The 23,143-nt window shown below is 73.1% G+C and carries 23 protein-coding genes and 1 tRNA gene; 17 read left to right on the forward strand and 7 right to left on the reverse strand.

Annotated features, from left to right (window positions below):
* The first annotated feature begins 140 nt into the window (after positions 1-140).
* The 4 genes from MicB006_RS05325 (at position 141) to MicB006_RS05335 (ending at position 1,662) form a co-directional block, all read left to right on the forward strand.
* Positions 141-731: a YqgE/AlgH family protein gene (locus MicB006_RS05325; RefSeq protein WP_073827004.1), complete on the forward strand. Its 591-nt coding sequence runs from the start codon at positions 141-143 to the stop codon at positions 729-731.
* 90 nt (positions 732-821) lie between these two features.
* Positions 822-894, forward strand: a tRNA-Ala gene (locus MicB006_RS05330).
* A gap of 86 nt (positions 895-980) precedes the next feature.
* Positions 981-1,127, forward strand: coding sequence for a hypothetical protein (locus tag MicB006_RS31795; RefSeq protein WP_161565910.1), 147 nt, complete (start codon positions 981-983; stop codon positions 1,125-1,127).
* A 55-nt stretch (positions 1,128-1,182) separates the two neighbouring features.
* Positions 1,183-1,662 carry a GNAT family N-acetyltransferase gene (locus MicB006_RS05335; protein WP_116504227.1) on the forward strand — a complete coding sequence of 160 codons (480 nt, stop codon included), beginning with the start codon at positions 1,183-1,185 and terminating at the stop codon, positions 1,660-1,662.
* Positions 1,663-1,708: 46 nt separating this feature from the next.
* Here the strand turns inward: MicB006_RS05335 and MicB006_RS05340 are convergent, their stop codons facing one another.
* Positions 1,709-2,197, reverse strand: coding sequence for a DUF1772 domain-containing protein (locus tag MicB006_RS05340; RefSeq protein WP_192900192.1), 489 nt, complete (start codon positions 2,195-2,197; stop codon positions 1,709-1,711).
* Between the two features lie 70 nt (positions 2,198-2,267).
* Between MicB006_RS05340 and MicB006_RS05345 the strand changes: the two genes are divergently transcribed.
* Entirely contained in the window at positions 2,268-3,212 is a 945-nt protein-coding gene (locus tag MicB006_RS05345) for an AraC family transcriptional regulator (RefSeq protein WP_116504232.1), read from the forward strand.
* On the forward strand, positions 3,209-3,550 hold the full coding sequence (locus MicB006_RS05350; RefSeq protein ID WP_116504234.1) for a VOC family protein: 342 nt from the start codon (positions 3,209-3,211) through the stop codon (positions 3,548-3,550). Before MicB006_RS05345 ends, MicB006_RS05350 begins: the two co-directional genes overlap by 4 nt.
* Before the next feature lie 35 nt (positions 3,551-3,585).
* On the opposite strand, the gene MicB006_RS05355 is transcribed toward MicB006_RS05350, so the two are convergent.
* Positions 3,586-5,904, reverse strand: a complete 2,319-nt coding sequence (locus MicB006_RS05355) for a DUF4153 domain-containing protein (protein WP_116511190.1) — start codon at positions 5,902-5,904, stop codon at positions 3,586-3,588.
* Positions 5,905-6,059: 155 nt separating this feature from the next.
* On the opposite strand from MicB006_RS05355, the gene MicB006_RS05360 reads away from it, so the two are divergent.
* Positions 6,060-6,962, forward strand: coding sequence for a lytic polysaccharide monooxygenase (locus tag MicB006_RS05360; RefSeq protein ID WP_116504236.1), 903 nt, complete (start codon positions 6,060-6,062; stop codon positions 6,960-6,962).
* A gap of 1 nt (position 6,963) precedes the next feature.
* Here the strand turns inward: MicB006_RS05360 and mgrA are convergent, their stop codons facing one another.
* The gene (mgrA, locus tag MicB006_RS05365) at positions 6,964-7,953 is read right to left on the reverse strand and encodes an L-glyceraldehyde 3-phosphate reductase (RefSeq protein ID WP_116504238.1); all 990 of its coding nucleotides are present in this window, start codon (positions 7,951-7,953) and stop codon (positions 6,964-6,966) included.
* 57 nt (positions 7,954-8,010) lie between these two features.
* Here mgrA and MicB006_RS05370 point away from each other — a divergent pair, with 57 nt between their 5' ends.
* From MicB006_RS05370 to MicB006_RS05390, 5 genes are all read left to right on the forward strand, one after another.
* A complete protein-coding gene (locus MicB006_RS05370) occupies positions 8,011-8,979 on the forward strand; it encodes an aldo/keto reductase (protein ID WP_116504240.1) in 969 nt (322 codons plus the stop codon).
* A gap of 70 nt (positions 8,980-9,049) precedes the next feature.
* Positions 9,050-10,534, forward strand: a complete 1,485-nt coding sequence (locus tag MicB006_RS05375; RefSeq protein ID WP_116504242.1) for a sigma 54-interacting transcriptional regulator — start codon at positions 9,050-9,052, stop codon at positions 10,532-10,534.
* A gap of 2 nt (positions 10,535-10,536) precedes the next feature.
* The gene (locus MicB006_RS05380; RefSeq protein ID WP_116504244.1) at positions 10,537-12,492 is read left to right on the forward strand and encodes a VWA domain-containing protein; all 1,956 of its coding nucleotides are present in this window, start codon (positions 10,537-10,539) and stop codon (positions 12,490-12,492) included.
* 1,014 nt (positions 12,493-13,506) lie between these two features.
* Complete coding sequence (locus MicB006_RS05385; protein WP_116504246.1) at positions 13,507-14,085, forward strand: hypothetical protein; 579 nt, start codon at positions 13,507-13,509, stop codon at positions 14,083-14,085.
* Between the two features lie 127 nt (positions 14,086-14,212).
* Positions 14,213-14,689, forward strand: coding sequence for a hypothetical protein (locus tag MicB006_RS05390; RefSeq protein ID WP_184689344.1), 477 nt, complete (start codon positions 14,213-14,215; stop codon positions 14,687-14,689).
* 24 nt (positions 14,690-14,713) lie between these two features.
* On the opposite strand, the gene MicB006_RS05395 is transcribed toward MicB006_RS05390, so the two are convergent.
* Positions 14,714-15,817: a GlxA family transcriptional regulator gene (locus MicB006_RS05395; RefSeq protein WP_192900193.1), complete on the reverse strand. Its 1,104-nt coding sequence runs from the start codon at positions 15,815-15,817 to the stop codon at positions 14,714-14,716.
* 71 nt (positions 15,818-15,888) lie between these two features.
* On the opposite strand from MicB006_RS05395, the gene MicB006_RS05400 reads away from it, so the two are divergent.
* Complete coding sequence (locus tag MicB006_RS05400) at positions 15,889-17,187, forward strand: MFS transporter (RefSeq protein ID WP_116504252.1); 1,299 nt, start codon at positions 15,889-15,891, stop codon at positions 17,185-17,187.
* A 27-nt stretch (positions 17,188-17,214) separates the two neighbouring features.
* Here the strand turns inward: MicB006_RS05400 and MicB006_RS05405 are convergent, their stop codons facing one another.
* From MicB006_RS05405 to MicB006_RS05415, 3 genes are read right to left on the reverse strand one after another with little or no spacing between them, the layout of a single operon-like run.
* A complete protein-coding gene (locus MicB006_RS05405) occupies positions 17,215-17,937 on the reverse strand; it encodes an RICIN domain-containing protein (RefSeq protein ID WP_116504254.1) in 723 nt (240 codons plus the stop codon).
* Positions 17,938-17,985: 48 nt separating this feature from the next.
* Positions 17,986-18,270, reverse strand: a complete 285-nt coding sequence (locus MicB006_RS05410; protein WP_030501939.1) for a DUF427 domain-containing protein — start codon at positions 18,268-18,270, stop codon at positions 17,986-17,988.
* Positions 18,271-18,310: 40 nt separating this feature from the next.
* A complete protein-coding gene (locus tag MicB006_RS05415; RefSeq protein ID WP_116511192.1) occupies positions 18,311-18,781 on the reverse strand; it encodes an aminoacyl-tRNA deacylase in 471 nt (156 codons plus the stop codon).
* 91 nt (positions 18,782-18,872) lie between these two features.
* On the opposite strand from MicB006_RS05415, the gene MicB006_RS05420 reads away from it, so the two are divergent.
* The 4 genes from MicB006_RS05420 (at position 18,873) to MicB006_RS05435 (ending at position 23,070) form a co-directional block, all read left to right on the forward strand.
* Entirely contained in the window at positions 18,873-20,258 is a 1,386-nt protein-coding gene (locus MicB006_RS05420; protein WP_116504256.1) for an FAD-binding oxidoreductase, read from the forward strand.
* On the forward strand, positions 20,255-21,598 hold the full coding sequence (locus tag MicB006_RS05425) for a class I SAM-dependent methyltransferase (protein ID WP_116504258.1): 1,344 nt from the start codon (positions 20,255-20,257) through the stop codon (positions 21,596-21,598). The genes MicB006_RS05420 and MicB006_RS05425 overlap by 4 nt, the downstream gene beginning before the upstream one ends.
* 91 nt (positions 21,599-21,689) lie before the next feature.
* Positions 21,690-22,250 carry a helix-turn-helix domain-containing protein gene (locus MicB006_RS05430; RefSeq protein WP_116504259.1) on the forward strand — a complete coding sequence of 187 codons (561 nt, stop codon included), beginning with the start codon at positions 21,690-21,692 and terminating at the stop codon, positions 22,248-22,250.
* Positions 22,243-23,070, forward strand: coding sequence for an SRPBCC family protein (locus MicB006_RS05435; protein ID WP_116504261.1), 828 nt, complete (start codon positions 22,243-22,245; stop codon positions 23,068-23,070). The genes MicB006_RS05430 and MicB006_RS05435 overlap by 8 nt, the downstream gene beginning before the upstream one ends.
* The last annotated feature ends 73 nt before the right edge of the window (positions 23,071-23,143 follow it).

Consider the following 23,143-nt stretch of genomic DNA (forward strand, 5'->3'; position numbering starts at 1 on the left):
CCTCGATACGTAGCGATCACCCGCCCGTCAGACCTTAACCAGCGGGCGGAACGCAAGCTATGGTGCGTGACATGGCGTTGACAGGGTGGACGGTCGACGGCCTCGGGCCCGTACGGGCGCACGGCTGACGGGTGTCGGACATGCAGAGTGAGGGGCAGGCGATCGGTGGCCGAGCCATGGAGTCGATGACCGGACGACTGCTGGTCGCGACACCAGGGCTCAAGGATCCGAACTTCGACCGTACGGTCGTGCTGCTCGTCGCCCACGAACCCGGCGGCGCCCTCGGGGTGGTGCTGAACCGAGCCACCGAGGTCTCGGTGGCCGACGTGCTCGGCGACTGGAGCGACCTGGCCCGCGACCCGGCCGTGCTGTTCGAGGGCGGTCCCGTGCAGCCCGACTCCGCCATCTGCCTGGCCCGCATGCGGCACCCCGTCCGGCCGGTCAAAGGCTTCCACCGCGTCTCCGGCGCGGTCGGCACCATCGACCTCTCCGTCGACCCGGAGAAGCTGCGCGAGGCAGTCGGCGGGATCCGGGTGTTCGCCGGCTACTCCGGCTGGGGCGCCGGGCAGGTGGAGCGCGAGATCGAGGAGGGCTCCTGGTTCGTGCTGGATGCGCTGCCCGGTGACGCCTTCGTCGAACGGCCGGATGATCTCTGGCCGATGGTGTTGCGTCGGCAGGGCGGCATGATGGCGGCGGTGGCCCACTTCCCGCCGGACGTGGCGCTGAACTGACCCCTTCTGTGGGGGACCCCCGCGAGATGACCATGCGGGGCGGCGTGTGTATAGTTCTTTCCGTGCCCGGGCGACCGGGTGCAACCGCAAGGGGCCGTGGCGCAGCTGGTAGCGCACCACACTGGCAGTGTGGGGGTCAGGGGTTCGAGTCCCCTCGGCTCCACCCGAGCGAAACACCCTGGTGAGGGAAACGACCCTCCCAGGGTGTTTGTTGTTTTCCGGCCGCTTCGATGCAGGCATAGTGAATGTGTGCAGATGCAGGTTCGGCGGCGCAACGTGGCCGTCCTTGATCGCTTTTCCGGTCGATCGGACGGCACGCGCTCCTTGCCGGGCGAGAGTGCCACCGAGCTGAACGACCAGCGGGAACAGCGCGAGCCGCGGGGACGCGCCGCATGATTGTGGTCGATGCGCCGGCACCGGCCGCCGTGATCCGACCGTGAGGGAGAGCACTGTGAACGACGCCGTCCGCATCCGCCAAGCCGGTCCGGACGACGCGAATGTCGTGGACGCCCTGGTCCGGGAGATCGCGGCCCACGAGGGGGAGAGCGAGTACGTCGGTGCCACCCCCGACCGGTGGCGTGAAGTGCTCGGCCGCGCCGACGTGACGGTCCTGCTGGCCGAGCGGGACGGCGAGCCTCTCGGCTACGTCTCCGCGCAGCGGCGACTGCACATGTGGAGCGGTGCGGACATCCTCGCGCTCGACGACTTGTTCGTCCGCGCCCAGGCCCGCGACGGCGGTGTGGGCCGCCTGCTGATGACCGCGCTGGCCGAGCGGGCCGCCGCCGACCGGCTCGTCATCCGGTGGGAGGTGAAGCCGGAGAACGAGGCGGCGCAGCGGTTCTACCGCCGGATCGGCGGGGCGCTTTTTCCGAAGGTGGTCGTCCGCTGGCTGCCGGAGAGCTACCTGCCGCTGATCGAAGACCGGTCGTAGCGGCACGGCCGAACCGGCCGAAGCCCCGTTCGGCGGCCCGAGCGGCTCAACCGGTCGCCCGGCCCGTGAGCACCAGCGCCCAGCACAGCGCGCCGAAACCGGCCGTGTTCGCCACCGCCCGAACCACGTTCCAGGTGACCCAGGCAGACTCGAAGCGCTCCCGTGCCGCACCGGGATCGGCCGCACCGGGCGCCGCGAGCGCGTCGTTCAGCGGGACGTTCACCGCCACCGTGACGGCGAACATCACCAGGTAGAGGGCGAGCCCGGCGATGATCCACGGCAACGTCGGCCGGGCCGCCCCGCGCCACGCCAGCACCGCCGCGAGCGCGGCGAGCACCGGCGTACCCAGGAAGGCCAGCAGGAACCAGCCGTTGACGATGGTGACGTTGATGCGCTGCATGACGTCCACGAACGTGCGGTCGTCCGCGCCGCGCAGCGCCGGCATCACGGCGTACGCGAACGCGGCGAACAGGCCCGCCATCAGCCCGGCCCCGACTGTAGCGCCGACCAGCGTCAGTTGTTGTACGAGTCGCATGTGTTCATCGAACCGCCGCGCGGTGAGACGGCCCATGGCCAGGACGCGCGATTCTGTGTTCAATCGTCTCGTGGACGCCGTTTCCGGCCTGCTCGACGGTCCCCGAGCGCGGGGCGCCTTTCTGCTGCGCTCGATCCTCTCCCCGCCCTGGTCGTTGCTGATCCGGGACGAGGCGCCGCTCACGCTGGTCGCCGTGGTGCGCGGGGACGCCTGGATCGTGCCCGAGGAGGGGGAGGCCGCGCGGCTCGGCGACGGTGACGTGGCGATCGTGCGCGGCCCGGCCCCGTACACGGTGGCGGACGACCCGGCCACGGCGCCGCAGGTGGTCGTGCACCCGGGCCAGCGCTGCACCACGCCGGACGGGCGCGAGCTGTTCGCGATGACGCGGTGGGGCGTACGCACCTGGGGCAACGGGCCGGACGGCCGGACCGTGCTGCTCACCGGCACGTACCCGGTGCGGGGCGCTGTCGGGCGGCGGCTGCTGGACGCGCTGCCGTCGCTGGCGGTGGTCCGCCGCGAGTCCTGGGACACGCCGCTCGTGCCGTTGCTGGCCGACGAGATCGTCAAGGACGACCCCGGCCAGGAGGCGGTGCTGGATCGCCTGCTCGACCTGCTGCTCATCGCCGCGCTGCGCGAGTGGCTCGCCCGGCCGGGGGCCGCCGCGCCCGCCTGGTACCGGGCGTACACGGACCCGGTGGTCGGCCGAGCGCTGCGGATACTGCACGACGACCCGGCCCGGCAGTGGACGGTGGCGTCGCTGGCCGCCGAGGTGGGGCTGTCCCGGGCGGCGCTGGCGCGGCGCTTCACCGCGCTGGTGGGCGAGCCGCCCATGTCGTACCTGACGGGTTGGCGGCTGGCGCTCGCGGCAGACCTGCTCCGCGAGCCCGGCGCCACAGTGGGCGCGGTGGCCCGCCGGGTCGGCTACGGCAGCTCGTTCGCCCTGAGTACGGCGTTCAAGCGCCGGTACGGCGTGAGCCCACGCGGGCACGTCGGCGCCGCTAGATTGGCCGGATGACTGTCGACCTGTTCGCCGGCGTCCCGATCCGCGATCTCGCCGTGTCGACGGCCTGGTACGAGCGGCTGCTCGGCGCCCCGCCGCAGTTCCTGCCCAACGACCACGAGGCGGTGTGGGAGCTTGCCGAGCACCGCTACCTCTACGTCGAGGTGCGGCCCGACCACGCCGGCCACGCCATGCAGACGGTCTTCGTCGAGGACTTCGACTCCCGCGTCGCGGCGATCGCCGCCCGTGGTCTGACGCCTGCGGCCCAGGAAACCTACGACAACGGCGTCCGGAAGGCGATCTTCCGCGACCCGGACGGTAACGAGATCGGCTTCGGCGGCGGCCCCGCCTGACCGGGCCGCGGCGATCCGCGGCCCGGTCGGGTACGTCAGCGGGGACTCCGCGTCTTCGGCAGGTCGAACTGGTCCGCGCGGCGGCAGTCCTTCGGGCCGCCGACCGCCTGCGGGCCGACCTCCTCCAGTGCCTTGCGGGCGCGCTGGCGGCCGAGGTTCCAGGCGTACCAGGGGTCGGGCTCGGCGAGGTCGTCGGCGATCCAGCTCAGCGTGCACCGGCGTACCGGGTCGGGAAGCTTGGCCAGCGACGGCGTCGCGTCGGCGGACAGCGCCCGCAGATACCAGGCGTCGATCTTGCCGGTCTGCTCGTACCGCAGCGCGTTGCGCCGCGCGACGTAGTCCTCCGGGTTGAGCACCGCCAGGCCGAGCAGCATCGCCACCGCCAGCGCGACAGTGGTGCCGGGAATCCACCGGCCCTTGAACCGGACACCGGCCAGGATGATCATCAGGAAGACCGTGCCGAGCAGCATCTCGAACGCCATCACGAAGATCCGCTCACCGGTGAAGCTGTAGACCTTCTGGTACGTCCACATCCGGGACAGCGCCGACGCCACGATCACCACGCTCAGCGCGCTGATCAGCCCGAGCAGCACACGCAGCAGGACGCGCTCGACCGGCCGCTCCCGGCGCGCCCAGCGGCCCACGCCACCGAGCACCGCCACCGTCAGCAGCGTGACGAAGAGCAGCTGCCAGAAGCCGCTGCGCGCGTACTCGGCGTAGCTGAGACCGGCGACGCGCTGCACGTGTTGCTGCCCGCCGAAGAGCACCGTGAACTGCACCACCACGAACCCGGCGAACAGCAGGACGAGCGCGCCGATGGCCGGGGCCCACTCCAGCAGGCCGATCCGCCGCTCGCCGGACTTGTCCACGGTGGACAGGTCGGGCGGCGCGGCGATCGTGTAGACCGCGGCGACCGCGATCAGCCCGCCCACCACTGCCAGGAAGACCCAGCTGAACACCGAACCCATGTCGGTCTCGGGAACGAGCGAGCCGAGCGCCTCGGAGAACGCCGCGTCGGCGGAGGCGAGCAGACTGCCGAAGACCACGAGCACCACGACTGTGGCGACCACCGAGACGGTCACCTTGCTGACCGTCGCCGCCGACGCCGAGGTGGTGACGTGCCGGCGTACCCAGGGCAGGCCGCGCAGCGCCGCGAACGGCGTGGCGACCAGGCCGAACAGGATCGACCGCACCAGCCGCCCGCCGATGATCGCGAGGGTGGCGCAGCCCAGCGCGCCGAGCACGCAGAACGTCACGAGCCACCAGGCGTTGCGGAACGCCGGCACGGCCATCAGGGCCAGCGCGGCCGCGGCCCACCCGGCCCGGATGAGCCGGTCGGCGCGAGGCAGGTCAGCGGTCTTCGCCCGGACCGCCAGCATCACCGCGACGGTGAGCGTGAGCCACCCCAGGAACCAGCCGACGCCGACCCGGCCCAGCGGCACGAAGACCGCGCTGCCGACCGCGCCGGCCAGCACCGCGAGCGGCGCGGCCCGGCCGGTCGCCTTCTTCGGGCCGGGCCACCGCGCGCCGAGGAACGAGGTCCGCGGCGTCGGCGGTCGCGGCGTCCAGACCGGCGCCTGCGGGTGGCCGGTCCACCCCGGGCCGGGGTACGGCGGCGCGCCCATCGGCCGACCGGGAGGCGGCGGCATGCCCGGAGCGTGCGGTGCGGGCGACGGACCGGGGATCGGCGGCGCGCTCGGGGTCCCGGGCCGGCCGGGAGCGTGCGGCGTGCCGGGCGCACCGGACCCGGCCTGCGGGTTCGGCGCATCCGACGGGGACGAATCCGGGGCGGCAGGCGAACCGGTGGCCGAAGCCGCCGTGCCGGTGCCCGAGGTGGACGGACCCGCCGATGCGGCGTCCTCGGCAGCCGAAGGGGCTCCGTCGGCTCGGGCGGCGGCAGGCCGGGCCGCCGGAGCGGCGTCCGGCGTGGCGGCGACGGGCTCTCCACGATCAGCCGTCCCCGTCGAACCGTCCCCGGTCGGGGACACGCCCGCGCCCGCGGGAGCTGGCTGCGGCTTGGCGGCGTCGCCGGTGGCGGGGGAGTGGGCGGCACCCTCCACCGGGGAGCGTTCGACGGCCGGCGCTGTCGCCTGAGCGGGCACCGCGCTCGGCTGGCCGGTCGCCGGCACCAGCGGGAGGAACAGCGCGTACCCCTGGGTGCCGGACGGCACGGTGACCGGAATCGCCCAGGCGGGCTGCCCCTCCGCGCCGGGCCACGGCACCGGCGGGGGCGCGCCCTCCATGGTGGGCATTACCAGCAGATACGGCTGGGCGGCAGGTGGGACGTCGCCCGTCGCGGGCCCGTCCGCCGGGGCGGCGCGGGACGGCTCGGGGGACGGTTCCGGCTCGGGCAAGGGACGCTCCTCGATCACAGGGTTTCGTCACTGTAGGTCCCCCTGTACGCGCCCCGCCGCCCCGCCTGTCCGTTCGGTCACACCGGCCCGGCCGATCGGCGCGGATCGAACCTTTGACGCCTCGCGGCCGTACCAGTGCGCAGGAGGTCGATCACATGGCCGCACGCCGCGCGTTCGCCGCGCTCGCCGCCGTCGCCGTGACGGTGCCGCTCGGCGCCACACCGGCCGTCGCGCACGGTGCGCCGACCAGCCCGCTGAGCCGGGCCGCCGCGTGCGGGCCGGAGGGTGGCCGGGCGCAGACGGCCGCGTGCCGGGCCGCGATCGCCGCCGGCGCGGCGGTACGCGAGTGGGACAACATCCGGGTGGCCCGTGTCGACGGGCGGGACCGGGAACTCATCCCGGACGGGGAACTGTGCAGTGGCGGGCTCTCCGCGTACCGGGGGCTGGACCTGCCGCGCGCCGACTGGCCGGCCACCACGCTCACCGCCGGTGCCCGGCACACGTTCCGCTATCGCACCACCATCCCGCACCAGGGCACGTTCCGGTACTACGTCACCACCGGCTCGTACTCGCCGAAGCAGAGGCTGACCTGGGCGGACCTGGAGAAGAAGCCGTTCCTGCAGGTCACCGACCCGCCGATCCGCTCCGGCGCGTACGAGATGCGGGGCCGGCTGCCGGCCGACCGCACCGGCCGGCACATCGTCTACGTCATCTGGCAGAACTCGGACACCCAGGACACCTACTACTCCTGCTCGGACGTGATCTTCCGGGCGGCCCGCGGTGAGCCGGACGCGTCACCGGCAGCGCCGAAGGCGAGCGCGTCGCCTCCGCGTACCCTCGCCGGGGCGGCGACCGACGACGAGCCGGCGGTGCCGGTGGCGACGGTGACCGACGGCGGACCGCTGTCCCGGCCGCTCGTCGTCGGCGCGGCGGCGCTCGTCGTCGCGCTGCTCGCGGCGGCGGTGGTCGGGCTGCGGCTGAACCGGACCGGCCGCCCGCCGCCCGGGCGGCCGTGCGGTGTCCGCAACCACCGCGCCGGGCGGCGCCGGATCTGGTGACTCAGCCGAGCAGGCCCTCGACCTCGGCCAGGTCGTCACCGGCGAGGTCGAGGTTGTCCAGCGCGGCCACGTTGCCCTCCAACTGCGCGACGCTGCTCGCGCCGATGATGAGGCTGGTCATGCGGGGGTCGCGCAGCGCCCAGGCCAGGGCGAGCTGGGCGAGCGTCTGACCGCGCCGTTCGGCCACCGCCGCGAGCCCGCGGACCGTCGTCATCGTCTCCTCGTCGAGGTCGCTCTCGTTGAGGAAGACGCTCGTGCGCACCCGGGAGTCGGCCGGAATGCCCGTGAGGTAACGGTCGGTGAGCAGGCCCTGGGCGAGCGGGCTGTACGCGATGCAGCCGGCGCCCACCCGCTCCAGCGTGTCCAGCAGGCCGTCGCTCTCCGTCCAGCGGTTCATCATCGAGTACGACGGCTGGTTGATCAGCAGCGGCGTGCCAAGGTCGCGCAGGATCTCGGCGGCACGCTCGGTCTGCTCGGAGTCGTAGTTGGAGATGCCGACGTAGAGCGCCTTGCCGGAGCGGACGATCGCGTCGAGCGCGCCCATCGTCTCCTCCAGCGGAGTCTCCGGGTCGAAGCGGTGCGAGTAGAAGATGTCGACGTAGTCCAGCCCGAGGCGGCGCAGCGACTGGTCCAGCGACGAGATCAGGTACTTGCGGGAGCCCCACTCGCCGTACGGGCCGGGCCACATCAGGTACCCGGCCTTGCTGGAGATCACCAGCTCGTCCCGGTACGGCTTCAGGTCGGTGGCGAGCAGCCGACCGAAGTTCTCCTCCGCCGAACCGGGCGGCGGGCCGTAGTTGTTGGCCAGGTCGAAGTGGGTGATGCCGAGGTCGAAGGCGCGTCGGACGATGTCGCGCTGCCGCTCGAAGGGCCGGTCCGGTCCGAAGTTGTGCCACAGGCCGAGGGAGATGACGGGGAGCTTCAGCCCGCTCCGGCCGCTGCGCCGGTAGATCATCTCCTGGTAACGGTCGTCGCTGGCGAGGTATGTCACGAGGCCATTCTGTCCGCAGCGGAGTGCTGTCGCAGCGGCGCGGGTACGTTCGGCCTCATGCGTTACGTGCAGCTCGACACCCCCAAGCCCATCTCCAAGATCGGTCTCGGCACCTGGCAGTTCGGCTCCAAGGAGTGGGGCTACGGCCCCGAGTACGAGCGCCGGGCCGCCGAGATCGTGCGACGGGCGCTCGAACTGGGCGTCACCCTGTTCGACACCGCCGAGCTGTACGGCTTCGGCCGCAGCGAGCGCATCCTCGGCGCGGCGCTCGGCGACGAACGGGCCAAGGTCGTGGTCGCCAGCAAGATCTTCCCGCTGCTGCCGGTCGCCCCCGTCGTGCAGCAGCGCGCTGTCGCCTCCGCCGCCCGGCTCGGCGTCGACGGCATCGACCTCTACCAGGTGCACCAGGCCAACCCGGTGGTCGCCGACACCACCACCATGCGCGGCATGCGCTCGCTGCAGGACGTCGGACTGGTCGGCGAGGTCGGCGTCAGCAACTACGGCCTGCGCCGGTGGCGGTTCGCCGAGGCCGCGCTGGGCCGCCGGGTGCTGAGCAACCAGGTCCGCTACAGCATGATCGACCGCGGGCCCGAGGAAGACCTCATCCCGTACGCGGAGCAGGCCGGCCGCATCGTCATCGCGTACTCGCCGCTGGCGCAGGGCTTCCTCTCCGGCCGCTACGACGCCACGAACCCGCCCGCCGGGGCGGTACGCCGGGCCAACCCGTACTTCCTGCCGGAGAACCTGGAACGCGGCGCCCAGCTGATCGCCACGCTGCGCGAGGTGGCCGACGCGCACGACGCCACGCCGAGCCAGATCGCGCTCGCGTACGTGCTGCGGCACCCCAACGTGGTGGCCATCCCGGGCGCGTCCGGGGTCGAGCAGATGGAACGCAACGCGGCCGCCGCCGAGATCGACCTCACCGACGACGAGTACGCCGCGCTGGTCGCCGCCGCGCACGCGTTCCGCCCCGTCACCGGCCTGGCCGCCGTGCCCCGGATGGTGCGCGCCCGCCTCGGTAAGTGAGCGGCGTTCCGGCGGCTTCCCTTGTCGCGACATCGACGACGGAGGCCGCCGGTCATCGGAGCGCGCTAGCGTGGATCGGGTGACCGCTCCCAACCAGGTTCTCCCGGTCCCGCCCGCCGACCTGCCGAGCACGCTCGGCGCGTTGCGCGCGGCCGGCCACCAGTACCGCACGGTCAAGCAGGAACTCCGAGACAACCTCCTCGCCCGGATGGGCTCCGGCGAGGACCGCTTCCCCGGCATCGTGGGCTACGAGGACACGGTGCTGCCCGAGGTCGAGCGCGCGCTGCTCGCCGGGCACGACATGGTGCTGCTCGGCGAACGCGGGCAGGGCAAGACCCGGCTGATCCGCTCGCTCGGCGCGCTGCTGGACGGGTGGACCCCGGTGGTCCCCGGCTCGGTGCTCAACGAGCACCCGATGCACCCGATCACGCCCGCCTCCCGGGCGCTCGTCGAATCCGCCGGCGACGACCTGCCGATCGGCTGGCTGCACCGCTCGATGCGGTACGGCGAGAAGCTCGCCACGCCGGACACCAGCGTCGGTGACCTGATCGGCGACGTCGACCCGATCCGCCTCGCCCAGGGGCGCACGCTCGGCGACCCGGAGACCATCCACTTCGGGCTCGTACCGCGTACCAATCGGGGGATCTTCGCCGTCAACGAGCTGCCCGACCTGGCCGAACGCATCCAGGTGGCGCTGCTCAACGTGCTGGAGGAGCGCGACATCCAGGTCCGCGGCTACCAGCTGCGGCTGCCGCTGGACCTGCTGCTGGTGGCCAGCGCCAACCCGGAGGACTACACCAACCGGGGCCGGATCATCACGCCGCTCAAGGACCGGTTCGGCGCGGAGATCCGTACCCACTACCCGCTGGACCTGGGCCTGGAACTGGCGCTGATCCGGCAGGAGGCCGACCTGGTCGCCGTCGTGCCGGAGCACGTGCTGGAGGTGCTGGCCCGGTTCGCCCGCGACGTGCGGGAGTCGCCGTCGGTGGACCCGCGCTCCGGTGTGTCCGCCCGGTTCGCCATCGCCGCCGCGGAGACGGTGGCCGCCGCCGCGTTGCGTCGGTCCGGTCTGCTGGCCGGTGCCTCTGCCTCTGCCTCGGGTGGCGGGGCCGGGTCGGCGTCTCGTCCGGAGGCGCCGGTGGCCCGGATCGGAGACACCGTGTCGGTCACCTCCACGCTGCGCGGGAAGGTCGAGTTCGAGAGCGGCGAGGAGGGACGCGAGATCGAGGTGCTCGCGCACCTGCTGCGTACCGCCACCGCCGAGACGTTCCGCGCCCGGCTCGCCGGGCTCGACCTGTCCGGCTTCACCGCGATCGTCGCCGAGGGCGGCGCCGTCGAGACCGGGGAACTGGTCTCCTCGGCCGAGCTGCTGCGCCAGGTCGGCACCGTACCGGGGCTGGCCAAGGTGCTCGACCGGCTCGGGCTCGGCGACGCGCCCAGCCCGGAGGAGGCCGCCGCCGGCATCGAGTTCGTGCTGGAAGGGCTGCACCTGACCCGGCGGCTCGGCAAGGACGTCACCGACTCCGGGCGCACCGTCTACGGGGACCGGGACTGACAGTGGCCGGCGGCAACCGCTTCCGGTACGGGCAGTGGCGCGGCGGGCCGGACCCGCTCGCCCCGCCGTACGACGTGCGCGCCGCGGTGGACGCGGTCGGCTCGGACGTGCTCGCCGGCGGCAGCCTGCGCGAGTCGCTTCGTGAGCTGCTGCGGCGTGGCCCGCAGGGGCGGGGTGGGCTGGACGACCTGGCCGCCCGCGCCCGCCGCCTGCGCCGCGAGGCGCTGCGCCGCGGTGACCTCGACGGCGCCGTCACCCGAGCCCGGGCGCTGCTCGACCAGGCGCTCGCCGCCGAACGCGACGAGCTGCGCGGCCGCGACGGCGACGACGCCCGGTTCGCCGAGGCCGTGCTCGACAACCTGCCCCGCTCCACCGCCCGCGCGGTGTCGGAGCTTTCCGGGTACGACTGGGCCAGCGCCGAGGCCCGGCAGACGTACCAGCGCATTCTCGACGGGTTGCGTGGCGACGTGCTGGAGCAGCGCTTCGCCGGGCTGCGCGACGCGGCGCGTGCCGCCGCCGACCCGGCCGCCCAGCGGCAGCTCGCCGAGATGATGCGCGACCTCAACGACCTGCTCGCCCGGCACGCCCGCTCGGAGGACACCACCGACGCGTTCGCCGAGTTCATGCGCCGGCACGGCGAGTTCTTCCCCGAGCGGCCCACTAACGTCGACGAACTGATCGACGTGCTGGCCCGCCGGGCCGCCGCCGGTGAGCGTCTGATGCGGTCGCTGTCCGACCGGCAGCGCGAGGAACTGGCCGGACTGATGCGCCAGTCGCTCGGCGACCGGCTGGCCGGTGAGCTGTCCCAGCTCGACGCGCACCTGCGGTCGCTGCGACCGGACCTCAACTGGCAGCGCGGTGAGCGGGTCCGCGGCGACCAGCCGCTCGGCTACGGCGAGGCCACCGGCGCGCTCGACGAGATCGCCGAACTCGACGAGCTGCTGGACTCCCTCGACCAGGACCAGTCCGGCGCCACGCTCGACGACGTCGACGTAGAGGCGGTCGCCCGCACGCTGGGCCGCGACGCCGCCGACGACGTACGCCGGTTGCAGGAGCTGGAACGCGAGCTGCGCCGCCAGGGCTGGGTCACCCGCGACGCGGACGGGCTGACGCTCAGCCCGAAGGCGCTGCGCCGCCTCGCGAGCACCGCGCTGCGGCGTGTCTTCGCCGACCTGACGGCCGGCCCACGCGGCCAGCACGACCTCCGCACCGCGGGCGCGGCCGGCGAGGTGAGCGGTGCGTCCCGCCCCTGGGAGTACGGCGACGAGCAGCCGCTGGACGTGGTGCGCACACTCACCCGGGCGGTGCGCCGGGCCGGGCCCGGAGTGCCGGTGCCGCTCGCGGTCGAGGACTTCGAGGTGGTGGAGACCGAGCGGCGCGCGTCCGCGGCTGTGGTGCTCTGCGTCGACCTGTCGTACTCGATGATCTCGCAGGGCCGCTGGGGTCCGATGAAGCAGACCGCGCTGGCCCTGTCGCACCTGATGGCGACCCGGTTCCCGCAGGACGCGCTGCAGATCGTCGGCTTCGGCCGGGAGGCGATGCCGCTGACCCAGCAGGAGCTGGCGGCGGTGGAGCCGGACATGCAGCAGGGCACCAACCTCCAGCACGCGCTGCGGCTCGCCGGCCGGCACCTGCGCCGCCACCCGGGCGCCGAGCCGGTGGTGCTCGTGGTCACCGACGGCGAGCCCACAGCACACCTGGACCCGGAGGACGGCGAGGCGTACTTCCACTGGCCGCCGCTGCCGGAGACCATCTCGGCGACGATCCGGGAGGTGGACCGGCTGACCCGGTACGGCGCCACGCTCAACCTGTTCATGCTGGGCGACGATCCGGGACTGCGCCGGTTCGTGGACGCGGTGGCACGGCGCTCGGGTGGCCGGATGTTCACCCCCGACCTGGACGACCTCGGCGAGTACGTGGTGTCCGACTACCTACGAGCCCGCCACGGCCGCCGCTGACCCGCACTCCCTCGCTCCCTCGTCGACCTTGCAGTTGTGGCGCCCAGGATGCCCGGTTGACACCCTTCGTGAGGTGCCACAACTCCAAGATCGCCGGGCTCAAAGATCACGGCGGGTTCCGAGCGCCCCCGAACAGCCTCGCCCCGGGGGTCGCCCGCGATCTTGCACTTCCGTGCCCCGCATAACGGATAAAAGGGACGCCTGAAGGGCTCAAGCTGCAAGATCGGCGCGGCCACGCCCACCCCACGCTCCACCCCTCGCTCCACCTCACGGTTCGCCCCTCGCTCCGCCCCTCGGTTCGGCCGCCGTTCGGCCCGCCCCGAGGGCGTCGATCATGAACTTGACGGCACTTGTTGTCCGGTTTGTGGCCGCCAACCTCATGATCAACCCTGTGATGGGCGCCGGGGGAGGGCCTCCTCAGGGGTGATCAAGGAGTTTGTGTCCTCGTGGGCGCTGGAAGGTGCCGCAAACTCCTTGATCACGGGCCGCCGGAGCGGGGTGCCCGGGCTGGGCGCGGTGGGGATGCGCTCGGCGGTGGGCCGGACGGCGGCTGTATCTGGTGTGTGTGGGAGGTGTGGGGTGTGTGTCGGGTTCGGGGGTGGTGGGCGGCACTGTGGTGGCGGAATCGTGGGCGGGCCGGTGGCGTTGTAACCAGGTGACCGACCGAGCAAGGCCGCGCCCCCAGGGCGGCGGCGCCGGGTATGGGAACAGCCCCCGGTTGTCGGTCGTTGGGTCCGGTTCCGGCGGTGTGAGCCGCGGGAATCATCTCGCCCGGCCGGTCGTTGAGCCTGGTTCCGGCGACGTGAACCCGCGCCGCCCCCCCGGTGGCGTGAGGCGCCCGGGAATGATGCCGGGGTGCGGGTCGTTGGACATGCTTCCGGCGCCGCGTAGAGGCCCCCGCCCCGCGAGCAGCCGAGACCCCCGCAAAGACTTTTTTTGAGCGCCTGACGGTGCTCGCACCCGTGCCGAATCCCCTGTCGGTGTGGGCGTCGATCCCCCGAATGGAGCCCCCTGATGAACACGATTCTGCGGAAGAGCATCCTGGGTATTGCTGGTCTGGCCTTCACCGGTGGCGTGTTCGCCGGCCCCGTCGCCGCCCACGCGGCCGACACCACCACCGCCAGCGTCAAGCCGGTGAGCGTGAGCGTGCAGGGTGACAAGCTGATCCCGCACGGCGTGCAGGGCAACCAGTCCCGCATCGACCTCAACGACGAGCAGACCAAGAACGTCAAGGCGATCATCGCGGCCACGAAGAAGGCCGGCATGGACGAACGCGCCGCCGTCGTGTCCATCGCCACCGCGCTGCAGGAGTCGAAGCTGGAGAACCTCGGCCACCTCGGTGACCGTAACGACCACGACTCGCAGGGCCTGTTCCAGCAGCGCCCCTCCAGCGGCTGGGGCACGGTCGAGCAGATCACCGACCCCGAATACTCCACCACCGCGTTCCTGAAGGGTCTGAAGCAGGTTGACGGCTGGCAGGACATGCCGCTGACCAAGGCCGCCCAGACCGTCCAGGTCTCGGCCTACCCGGACCACTACGCCCAGTGGGAGCAGCAGGCCGCCGACCTTGTCGCCGAACACTGGAACAAGTAAGCACACAAGCGTGAAAGGCCGGCACCCCGCCGGCCTTTTCGCCTGTCCGGACCCGTCCGGGTGAACCGGGCGCGGTAGCCGGGGTGGGCGCGGCAGCGGCGGGGGTTGGATTCGACACATGGACGAGGTGGACGTCGCGGCACTACGGCAGGCGTACGACGAGCTGCTCGCGGAGATCGACGCGGGCGGGTTCGGGCCGCCGCCGGAGGGTCAGTTGAGCGCCGAGCAGATCGTGGCGCACCTCGCCGCCAACGACGAGCTGATGAGCGAGGCGACCGAGGCGGTGCTGGCCGGCTCGCCGTTCGCCTACTACGACCTGGACACCATCCACCGGCCCCAACTGGACGCGCTGGTGTCCGAGTGCGGCGGGTTGGACGGCCTGGCGGCGCTGTTCCGGGCCACCAGCCAGAAGCTGTGCGCGCTGGCCGAGCGGCTCGGCCCGGCGGCGGAGACGCCTGTGGACACGGTGCTGCGCGAGGGCTTCGACCTGGACGTGGACGACTCGCTGCCCTGGGGCAGGGCCCTGGACCTGCACATCCGCGTGCATCTGCCGCTGCATCTCACCCAGCTCCGCGCCCTGCGCCGCCAGCCCCACCTCGCCTGACCGTCAGACCGCCAGACCCGCCGATCATGCAGTTGTGGCAGTGGAAAAATCCGACACGTCCGGCCTTCCAGGCGCCACAACTCCAAGATCGGCGGGAGCGGGAGCGGGCGCAGGCGAGGGCGGGGCAGCAGGCGAAGGCGGAGCGGGGGACGCCGCGGGGGAAGGGCGGCGGAACGTCCGGCGGTACGCGCTCGGTGCCACGCCCACCCGTGCGTGGAAGTGCTGGCGCAGCGCGGCGGTGGTGCCAAAACCCGCGTCCCGGGCGATGCGGTCGACGCTCAGGTCAGTGGTCTCCAGGAGCACCCGGGCGTGCTCGGTGCGTTGCTGGAGCAGCCACTGCGCAGGGCTGAGCCCGGTCTCGGAGCGGAAGTGCCGGGTGAACGTGCGGACGCTCATACGCGCGTGCGCCGCCATCTCGCGCAGCGCCACCGGCTCGTGCAGGCGTTGCCGGGCCCACTCGCGGGTGGCGGCGGTGCCGTGGTCGGTGCCCCGGGGCACCGGCCGTTCGATGTACTGGGCCTGCCCGCCGTCGCGCCACGGCGGCACCACGCAGCGCCGGGCCGCCCGGTTGGCCGCCGCGCTGCCGTGGTCGGTGCGGACGACGTGCAGGCACAGGTCGATGCCGGCGGCCACCCCGGCCGAGGTGAGCACGCGCCCGTCGTCGACGAAGAGCACGTCGGGGTCGAGCCGTACGCCGGGGTGCAGCCGGCGGAAGCGCGGCGCGTACGCCCAGTGGGTGGTGGCCGGACGGCCGTCGAGCAGACCGGCGGCGGCCAGCACGAACGCGCCGGTGCAGATGGACATGACGCGGGCGCCCCGGGCGTACGCGGCGCGCAGCGCGTCGGCCACCTCGGCGGCCATCGTGCCGCCGAAGAGCGGCGCGCCGGAGTGGATGCCGGGGACGATCACGGTGTCGGCGGTGTCGAGGAGTTCCAGGCCGTGGTCGGGGAGCACCTGGAAGCCGGCGCTGCTGCGTACCGGCTGCCCGCCCGGAGTGCAGGTCGTGACGGCGTACAGGGGGGTGCCGTCTTCGGTGCCGGCGGCGCCGAAGACCTGGGCCGGGGTGCCGAGGTCGAGCGCCACCACGCCGTCGAGGGCGAGGACGGCGACCCGGTGCGGTACGGACATGGCCCGATTATTGCGCACGATGGCTTTCCGGCCACTCGTCGCTGAGGCCATCCCGGTCCGAGACTCGGCTGGTGACCCGATCCCGCCTGCATCCGGCCTGGCTCGTCGCCGCCGTCGCCTTCGTCGCGCTGGTCGGCGCGGCCGGTTTCCGGGCCACCCCCGGCGTGCTGCTGCACCCGCTGCACGCCGAGTTCGGCTGGCCGCTGGCGACCATCTCCGCGGCCGTCTCGGTCAACCTGCTGCTGTACGGCCTCACCGCGCCGTTCGCCGCCGCGCTGATGGACCGGTTCGGCATCCGCCGGGTGGTGGCCGGGGCACTGGTGCTGGTGGCTGCCGGCAGTGGCCTGACCGTGGGGATGACCGAGAGCTGGCAGCTCCTGCTCTGCTGGGGCGTCCTCGTCGGGCTGGGCACCGGCTCGATGGCCCTGGCGTTCGTGGCGACGGTGACCGGGCGCTGGTTCGTCAAGCGCCGCGGCCTGGTGACCGGTGTGCTCACCGCCGGTGGGGCGGCCGGGCAGCTCGTCTTCCTCCCCCTGTTGGCGGTGCTGGTGCGCGACCACGGCTGGCGCACGGCGGCACTCGTCGTCGCCGGAGGCGCGCTGGCGGTCGTACCCCTTGTGGTGTGGTTGTTGCGTGAGCACCCGGCGGACCTGGGGCGGCCCGCTTATGGCGCGACCGAGGTCGTGCCGCCGCCGCGGCCGGAGGGCGGCGCGGCGGCCCGGGCGGTCGGCGCGCTCGCCGCCGCCGCGCGGACGCGGCCCTTCTGGCTGCTCGCCGGTGGTTTCGCGATCTGCGGCGCGACCACGAACGGCCTTGTGGGTACGCACTTCGTGCCGGCGGCGCACGACCACGGCATGCCGGAGACCACCGCGGCCGGGCTGCTCGCCCTGGTCGGGCTCTTCGACATCGCCGGTTCGATCGCCTCCGGCTGGCTCACCGACCGGGTCGACGCCCGGCTGCTGCTCGGCGCCTACTACGCGCTGCGCGGGGCGTCGCTGCTGGTGCTGCCGAGTCTGTTCGCCGGGTCGGCCCGGCCGAGCATGCTGGTCTTCATCGTCTTCTACGGGCTGGACTGGGTGGCCACCGTGCCGCCGACGGTGGCGCTGTGCCGGGAGTGGTTCGGCGCGTCCGGGGCGGTGGTGTTCGGCTGGGTGTTCGCCGCGCACCAGTTCGGCGCCGCGCTCGCGGCCACCGGCGCGGGCCTGGTCCGGGACCGGCTCGGCGACTACGCGATGGCCTGGTACGCGGCGGGCGCGCTGTCGGTCGGCGCGGCCGGGCTGTCGCTGCTGCTGCGGCGCCGTCCCGCCGACGAGCCCGCGTTCGCGCTGCCGGTGGTCGCGGGCCGGCGGGCCTGGAGCTACCGCGGCTGACCGGCCGGAGTCACCGGGGCTGACCGGTCAGCCGACCGCCCACTGCTGCTCAGGAGCGCCGCTGCACGGCGCCTGCTCCAACTCGCGGCCGGGCTCGGTGCCCGCGTCGTCGACCTGGGCGCACTTGCCGCTGTGCACGGCCACCAGCAGCGCCACGCCGTCGCCGGCCTGCTGGAGCCGCCACTGCTGGTTGGCCTGCCCGTTGCAGGACCACTGCTGCACGTCCGTGCCGTCGTCGGTCTTCGCCTCGTTGACGTCCAGGCACTTGCTGCTCGCGGCGTTGACGAGCAGGTAGGTGTCGTTCGTGACCGGCGTGACCACCCACTGCTGCTCGGGACCGCCGGTGCAGTCGGCGAGCGCGGCCTGCGCGCCCTCGGCCTCGTCGCCGGTCACGCCGAGGCAGCGCCCGGACGGCACGCCCCGGAGCACCTTCGGGGTGGCCACCGGCGCGGCGGGCGTGGTCGGCGCCGCGCTCGGCGAGGGCGACGACGACGGCGTGGGCTCGGCCGTCGGTTCCGCGCTCGGCTCGCTCGGCGCCGCGGTCGGCACCGCTGCCGCCGGCACCACCGGCCGCTCGTTGCCGCCGCCGAGCACGCCGGTGGCGAAGAAGGCCCCGAGGAGTACGCCCGTCGCGCCGACGCCCAGCGCGATCCGCATCAGCGGGTCCTGCGGCAGCCGGAGACCACGGGCGCCACGGGCGCGGCGGGCCCCGTAGACGGTGCCGGACGGGTCGGAGTGCGGGTCGGCCATGGGGGCATAGTGACCCACCGGGGCGGCCGGGTGCCAGTCGAGCCGGTGTCAGTCGACGACCCGGACGTCCTTCCAGAACGCCACCCGGTCGCGGACCATCTCCGCCTCCGGCTTCGGGTCGCTGTAGTACCAGACGGCGTCCGGGCTGGTCGCGCCGCCGTGTTCGAGCGTGTAGTAGGAGGCGGTGCCCTTCCACGGGCAGACCGTGTGGGTGTCGGAGGGGCGGATCAGGTCCTCGCGCAGGGCCGTACGGGGGAAGTAGTGGTTGCCCTCGACCAGCACTGTGTCGTCGCTCTCGGCGACGACGAGGTCGTTCCAGACGGCTTTCGGCATGTCCTCCACGCTATGCCGCCGGCCGCCCACCGGCCACCGGTCAGCGCGTCGGCTCCTCGTCGGTCACGTCGGCCACCGTCGCGTCGAGCGCGGCCAGCGCGGTGTCCGCGTCGACAGCGACGGCGAGGCCGTGCTCGCCCGCGCCGAGCGTGATCTCCCGGCCGCGCAGCCGCTCGTCGGCGACCACCGGCCATGCGGTGCTGGACCCGAACGGCGTGATGGTGCCGCGCGCGTACCCGGTGGCGTCCTTCGCCGCGGCGGCGTCCGGCATCGACAGCCGGCTCACCCCGAGCAGGGCGCGCAGCTTCAGCCAGGAGATCACCCGGCCGCCGGGGGCCAGCACGAACAGCAGGTCGCCCTCGCCGCGGCGGACCACGATCGTCTTGACCACGTCCGGCACCTCGACGGCGCGCGCCGCGGCCGCCTCGGCGAGGCTCGCCACCGGCCCGTGCCGGATGACCCGGTACGGCAGACCGGAGTGGTCGAGAGCGGTCAGCGCGGGATTCGCCATGGCGGTCACGGTAACGCGAGTGTCGACGGCGTGTCGGCGAGGCCACCGTGGACGTCCCACGAATTGTCGTACCCGAGCGTAAGGTGATCTCATGCGCGCTGTCCGTGATCATGAACGGGCGGTGGACACGCTGCGGCGCTCCTACGCCGCGGTGCCCGCCGGGGAACCCGTACGGCTGGCCAAGCAGACCTCGAACCTCTTCCGGCCCCGCTCCGCGCCGCGTACCCCGGGTCTGGACGTGAGCGGCCTGACCGGTGTGCTCGCCGTCGACCCGGGGGCCCGCACCGCCGACGTGCAGGGCATGTGCACCTACGAGGACCTGGTCGACGCGACGCTGCCGCACGGCCTGATGCCGCTGGTCGTGCCGCAGTTGCGCACGATCACGCTGGGCGGCGCGGTGACCGGGCTGGGCATCGAGTCCACCTCCTTCCGCAACGGCCTGCCGCACGAGTCGGTGCTGGAGATGGACGTGCTCACCGGCGCCGGGGAGATCGTCACGACCCGGCCCCGGGGCGAGCACGCCGACCTGCACCGGGCCTTCCCCAACTCGCTGGGCAGCCTCGGCTACGCCACCCGGCTGCGCATCGAGCTGCAACCGGTCCGCCGGTACGTGGCGCTGCGCAACATCCGGTTCACCCGCCTGGAGGAACTGGTCGACGCCGTCGGCGAGGTGGTCGCCAAGGGCGCCTGGGGCGGCGAGCCGGTCGACGCCATGGACGGGGTGGTGTTCAGCCCGGGCGAGTCCTACCTGGTGCTGGGCACGTTCACCGACGAGGCCGAGGGCGGCCCGTCCGACTACACCGGCCAGGACATCTACTACCGCTCGCTGCGTCGCCGCACCCGGGACACGCTCACCGCGTACGACTATCTCTGGCGGTGGGACACCGACTGGTTCTGGTGCTCGGCGGCGTTCGGGGTGCAGCATCCGGTGGTGCGGCGGCTGTGGCCCCGGCGCTACCGGCGCAGCGACGTCTACCACCGGATCGTGCGGCTGGAGCACCGGCACCAGGTGGCCGCCCGCGTCGACAGGTGGCGGGGTCGCCCGGCGCGCGAGCGCGTGGTGCAGGACGTGGAGGTTCCGCTGGACCGCACGCCCGAGTTCCTGCGCTGGTTCGCCGCGAACGTGGGCATGACGCCGGTCTGGCTGTGCCCGCTGCGGCTGCGCGAACCCGCCGGCCCCGGGTCGGCGAAGGCGTGGCCGCTATATCCGCTCCAACCGGGCGAAACGTATGTGAACATCGGCTTCTGGGGAAGCGTGCCCATCGCGGCGGGCGCCGCCGACGGTGACGTCAACCGGCAGATCGAGCGCATGGTGTCGGAGGTGGGCGGTCACAAGTCCCTCTACTCCGACGCGTACTACGACCGGGGCGAGTTCGACCGGCTCTACGGCGGGGACACCTGGCGCGCCGTGAAGGACCGCTACGACCCGGACCACCGACTCACCGGACTGTACGAGAAGGCGGTATCCCGAGCATGAGTCTGACCGACCGAACACCCGGGGCGGCGAGCGCCCCGGCCGGCCCGCCGGCGGGCGGCCGGCGTACCGGACCCACAGTCGCGGACGTGGTCCGCGCGGTCACCACCGGCGACCTGCCCGTCCGGGTCACCGGCTACGACGGCAGCACGCTGGGCCCGGCCGACGCCGGGATCACCCTGGCGATCCGTACCGAGCGGGGCCTGTCCTACCTGCTCACCGCGCCGGGCGACCTGGGCATGGCCCGGGCCTACGTCAGCGGCGACCTGGGGCTGGAGGGGGTGCACCCGGGCGACCCGTACGAGGCGCTTCGGGTGATCAAGGACGAGGTGTCGCTGCGGATGCCGGCGGTCGCCGAGGCGCTCGCGCTGGTCCGGGGCCTGGGCTGGGAACGGCTGCGCCCGCCGCCGCCCCCGCCGCAGGAGGCGGCGCCGCGCTGGCGGCGGCTGATGACCGGCCTGCGTCACTCGCGTACCCGGGACAGCAGCGTGATCTCCCACCACTACGACGTGTCGAACGCCTTCTACGAGAAGGTGCTCGGGCCGTCCATGACGTACACCTGCGCGGTCTTCCGCAGCCCCGGCGACACCCTGGAGGAGGCGCAGCGGGCCAAGTACGACCTGGTCGCCGGCAAGCTGGCGCTCAAGCCGGGGATGCGGCTGCTGGACGTCGGCTGCGGCTGGGGCGGCATGGTCCGGCACGCGGCCCGCGAGTACGGCGTCAAGGCGCTCGGCGTCACCCTGTCCCGCGCGCAGGCCGAGTGGGCGCGGGCCGCGATCGAGCGGGAAGGGCTGAGCGAGCTGGCGGAGGTGCGCCACCTCGACTACCGGGACGCGCCGCGCGAGCAGTTCGACGCGATCTCCTCGATCGGGCTGACCGAACACATCGGCGTGCGCAACTACCCGGCCTACTTCGGCGCGCTGCGCTCCCGGCTCAAGCCCGGCGGGCGGCTGCTCAACCACTGCATCACCCGCGCCGACAACCGGGCCCCGCACCGCTCCGGCGCGTTCATCGACAGGTACGTCTTCCCGGACGGCGAGCTGGCCGGTCCGGGCCGGCTGATCAGCGAGATCCACGACGCCGGGTTCGAGGTGCACCACGAGGAGAACCTGCGCCTGCACTACGCGATGACTCTTGCCGGCTGGTGTCGCAACCTGGTCGAGCACTGGGACTTCTGCGTCGGCGAGGTCGGGCCGGGCACCGCCAAGGTGTGGGGGCTGTACATGGCCGGTTCCCGGCTGGCGTTCGAGCGCAACGGCATCCAGTTGCACCACGTGCTCGCCACGCACAACGGCCCGGAGGGGGTGAACGGGTACCCGCTGCGTCCGGACTGGACGCCCTGACGCGACGTACCGACGAGAGGCCGCGCGGACCGCGCGGCCTCTCGTCGAAGCCATTGACAAAGAAGTTTTGTACGTACAAACTGATTTTGCCATGAGAGACGTCCTGTACCTGGAACAGCGCGAGCAGGCCGAAGTCCTGCTCAAGCCGCAGCGCATCGAGGTGCTGCGGCAACTGGCCGAACCCCGCACCTGCACCGAGGTCGCGGGCCGGCTGGAACAGACGCCGCAGCGCGTCTACTACCACGTCAAGCAGCTCGTCGCGGCCGGGCTGGCCGAGCAGGTGGCGCAGCGGCAGGTGCGCGGCATCACCGAGGGCATCTACCAGGCCGCCGCCCGGTCGTACTGGCTCTCGCCCCGCCTGGTCGGCCGCATCGGCGGCGCCCGCCGGGCCCGCGACGAGCTGAGCCTCGGCTACCTGCTCGACCTCATGGAAGAGGTGCAGGCCGACATCGCCGCGCTGGACCGCGCCGCCCCCGAACTGCCGTCCATCGGCGTCTCCGGCGAGATCCGGGTGCCCGCCGAGCGGCGGCAGGAGTTCCTGCACGACCTGCAGACGACGCTGCAGGACCTGTTCACGCGCTACGGCGGCGCCGAGGGGGACGCCTTCAAACTCGCCGTGGCCTGCTACCCGAAAGGCGACAAGCATGAGTGAGCCGATGACCATCCGCGCCCGCCTCGCCGCACCGGTGGCGACCGTCCGCCGAGCCCTGACCGACCCCGCCGAGCTGCGCGTCTGGCTGGCCGAGCACGCCGAGGTCGAGCTGCCCCGGCGGTACGAGTTCTGGGGCCGCTACACGCCCGAAGGTGACGCGCCACACCAGCGGCTGCTGCACGTCGACGACCGGACGCTGCGCTTCACGTGGACGCTTGACGGGGTGGAGACCACCACCGAGTTCGAACTGGAGCCCGACGGCGACGGCACCCTGCTCACGCTGCGGCAGAGCCACTTCGACTACGAGGAGGCGATGAGCGGCAGCAGCATCCGGGGCGTGCTCCAGACCTTCTGGTACCTGGCGATCGCCCACCTCAACGACCACCTGGACGGACGGCCGCTGCTGCCGCGTACCGACTTCACCTCCGCCGACCTGCGCGGCGAGGTGGTCATCGACGCGCCGATGGACAGGGTGTGGACGTCGCTCACCGACTCGGAGCAGGTCACTGCCTGGTTCGGCTACCCGATCGGCGTCGAGCCCTGGGAGGGCGGCCGGTACGCGATGGGCGGCCTCGACGCCGGTGAGGCCGCGAAGGTGTTCGACGTGACACCGGGGCGGGCGCTGTCCATCGACTGGGGACCGGTCGGCGTTACCTCCTGGGAGCTGGCGGAGACCGACGGCAGGACGAAGCTGACGTTCGTGCAGTCCGGCTTCGACGAGGGCAACCCGCCGTACGCGGCATGGAGCGGCAGCGTGGCCGGGTGGGCCGAGCTGCGCCGCTTCCACGAGGTGCCCGACTGGCACCCCATCTGGGTGTAAGGAAGGGCCCCCTCTTAACGCCTCCGGTAGAGGAGGGGGCCCCTTTTAACACGGACCCCGGGTGGGTAATGCC

The organism is Micromonospora sp. B006 (assembly GCF_003408515.1).
GTDB classification, from domain to species: Bacteria; Actinomycetota; Actinomycetes; order Mycobacteriales; family Micromonosporaceae; genus Micromonospora; species Micromonospora echinospora_A.

Bases quoted from the DNA above. Each gene is read 5' to 3' on its own strand.
- MicB006_RS05325 (WP_073827004.1), top strand. From the start codon at position 141: ATGCAGAGTGAGGGGCAGGCGATCGGTGGCCGAGCCATGGAGTCGATG.
- MicB006_RS05340 (WP_192900192.1), bottom strand. From the start codon at position 2,197: ATGCGACTCGTACAACAACTGACGCTGGTCGGCGCTACAGTCGGGGCC.
- MicB006_RS05350 (WP_116504234.1), top strand. From the start codon at position 3,209: ATGACTGTCGACCTGTTCGCCGGCGTCCCGATCCGCGATCTCGCCGTG.
- MicB006_RS05360 (WP_116504236.1), top strand. From the start codon at position 6,060: ATGGCCGCACGCCGCGCGTTCGCCGCGCTCGCCGCCGTCGCCGTGACG.
- MicB006_RS05370 (WP_116504240.1), top strand. From the start codon at position 8,011: ATGCGTTACGTGCAGCTCGACACCCCCAAGCCCATCTCCAAGATCGGT.
- MicB006_RS05385 (WP_116504246.1), top strand. From the start codon at position 13,507: ATGAACACGATTCTGCGGAAGAGCATCCTGGGTATTGCTGGTCTGGCC.
- MicB006_RS05395 (WP_192900193.1), bottom strand. From the start codon at position 15,817: ATGTCCGTACCGCACCGGGTCGCCGTCCTCGCCCTCGACGGCGTGGTG.
- MicB006_RS05405 (WP_116504254.1), bottom strand. From the start codon at position 17,937: ATGGCCGACCCGCACTCCGACCCGTCCGGCACCGTCTACGGGGCCCGC.
- MicB006_RS05410 (WP_030501939.1), bottom strand. From the start codon at position 18,270: ATGCCGAAAGCCGTCTGGAACGACCTCGTCGTCGCCGAGAGCGACGAC.
- MicB006_RS05415 (WP_116511192.1), bottom strand. From the start codon at position 18,781: ATGGCGAATCCCGCGCTGACCGCTCTCGACCACTCCGGTCTGCCGTAC.
- MicB006_RS05420 (WP_116504256.1), top strand. From the start codon at position 18,873: ATGCGCGCTGTCCGTGATCATGAACGGGCGGTGGACACGCTGCGGCGC.
- MicB006_RS05425 (WP_116504258.1), top strand. From the start codon at position 20,255: ATGAGTCTGACCGACCGAACACCCGGGGCGGCGAGCGCCCCGGCCGGC.
- MicB006_RS05430 (WP_116504259.1), top strand. From the start codon at position 21,690: ATGAGAGACGTCCTGTACCTGGAACAGCGCGAGCAGGCCGAAGTCCTG.
- MicB006_RS05435 (WP_116504261.1), top strand. From the start codon at position 22,243: ATGAGTGAGCCGATGACCATCCGCGCCCGCCTCGCCGCACCGGTGGCG.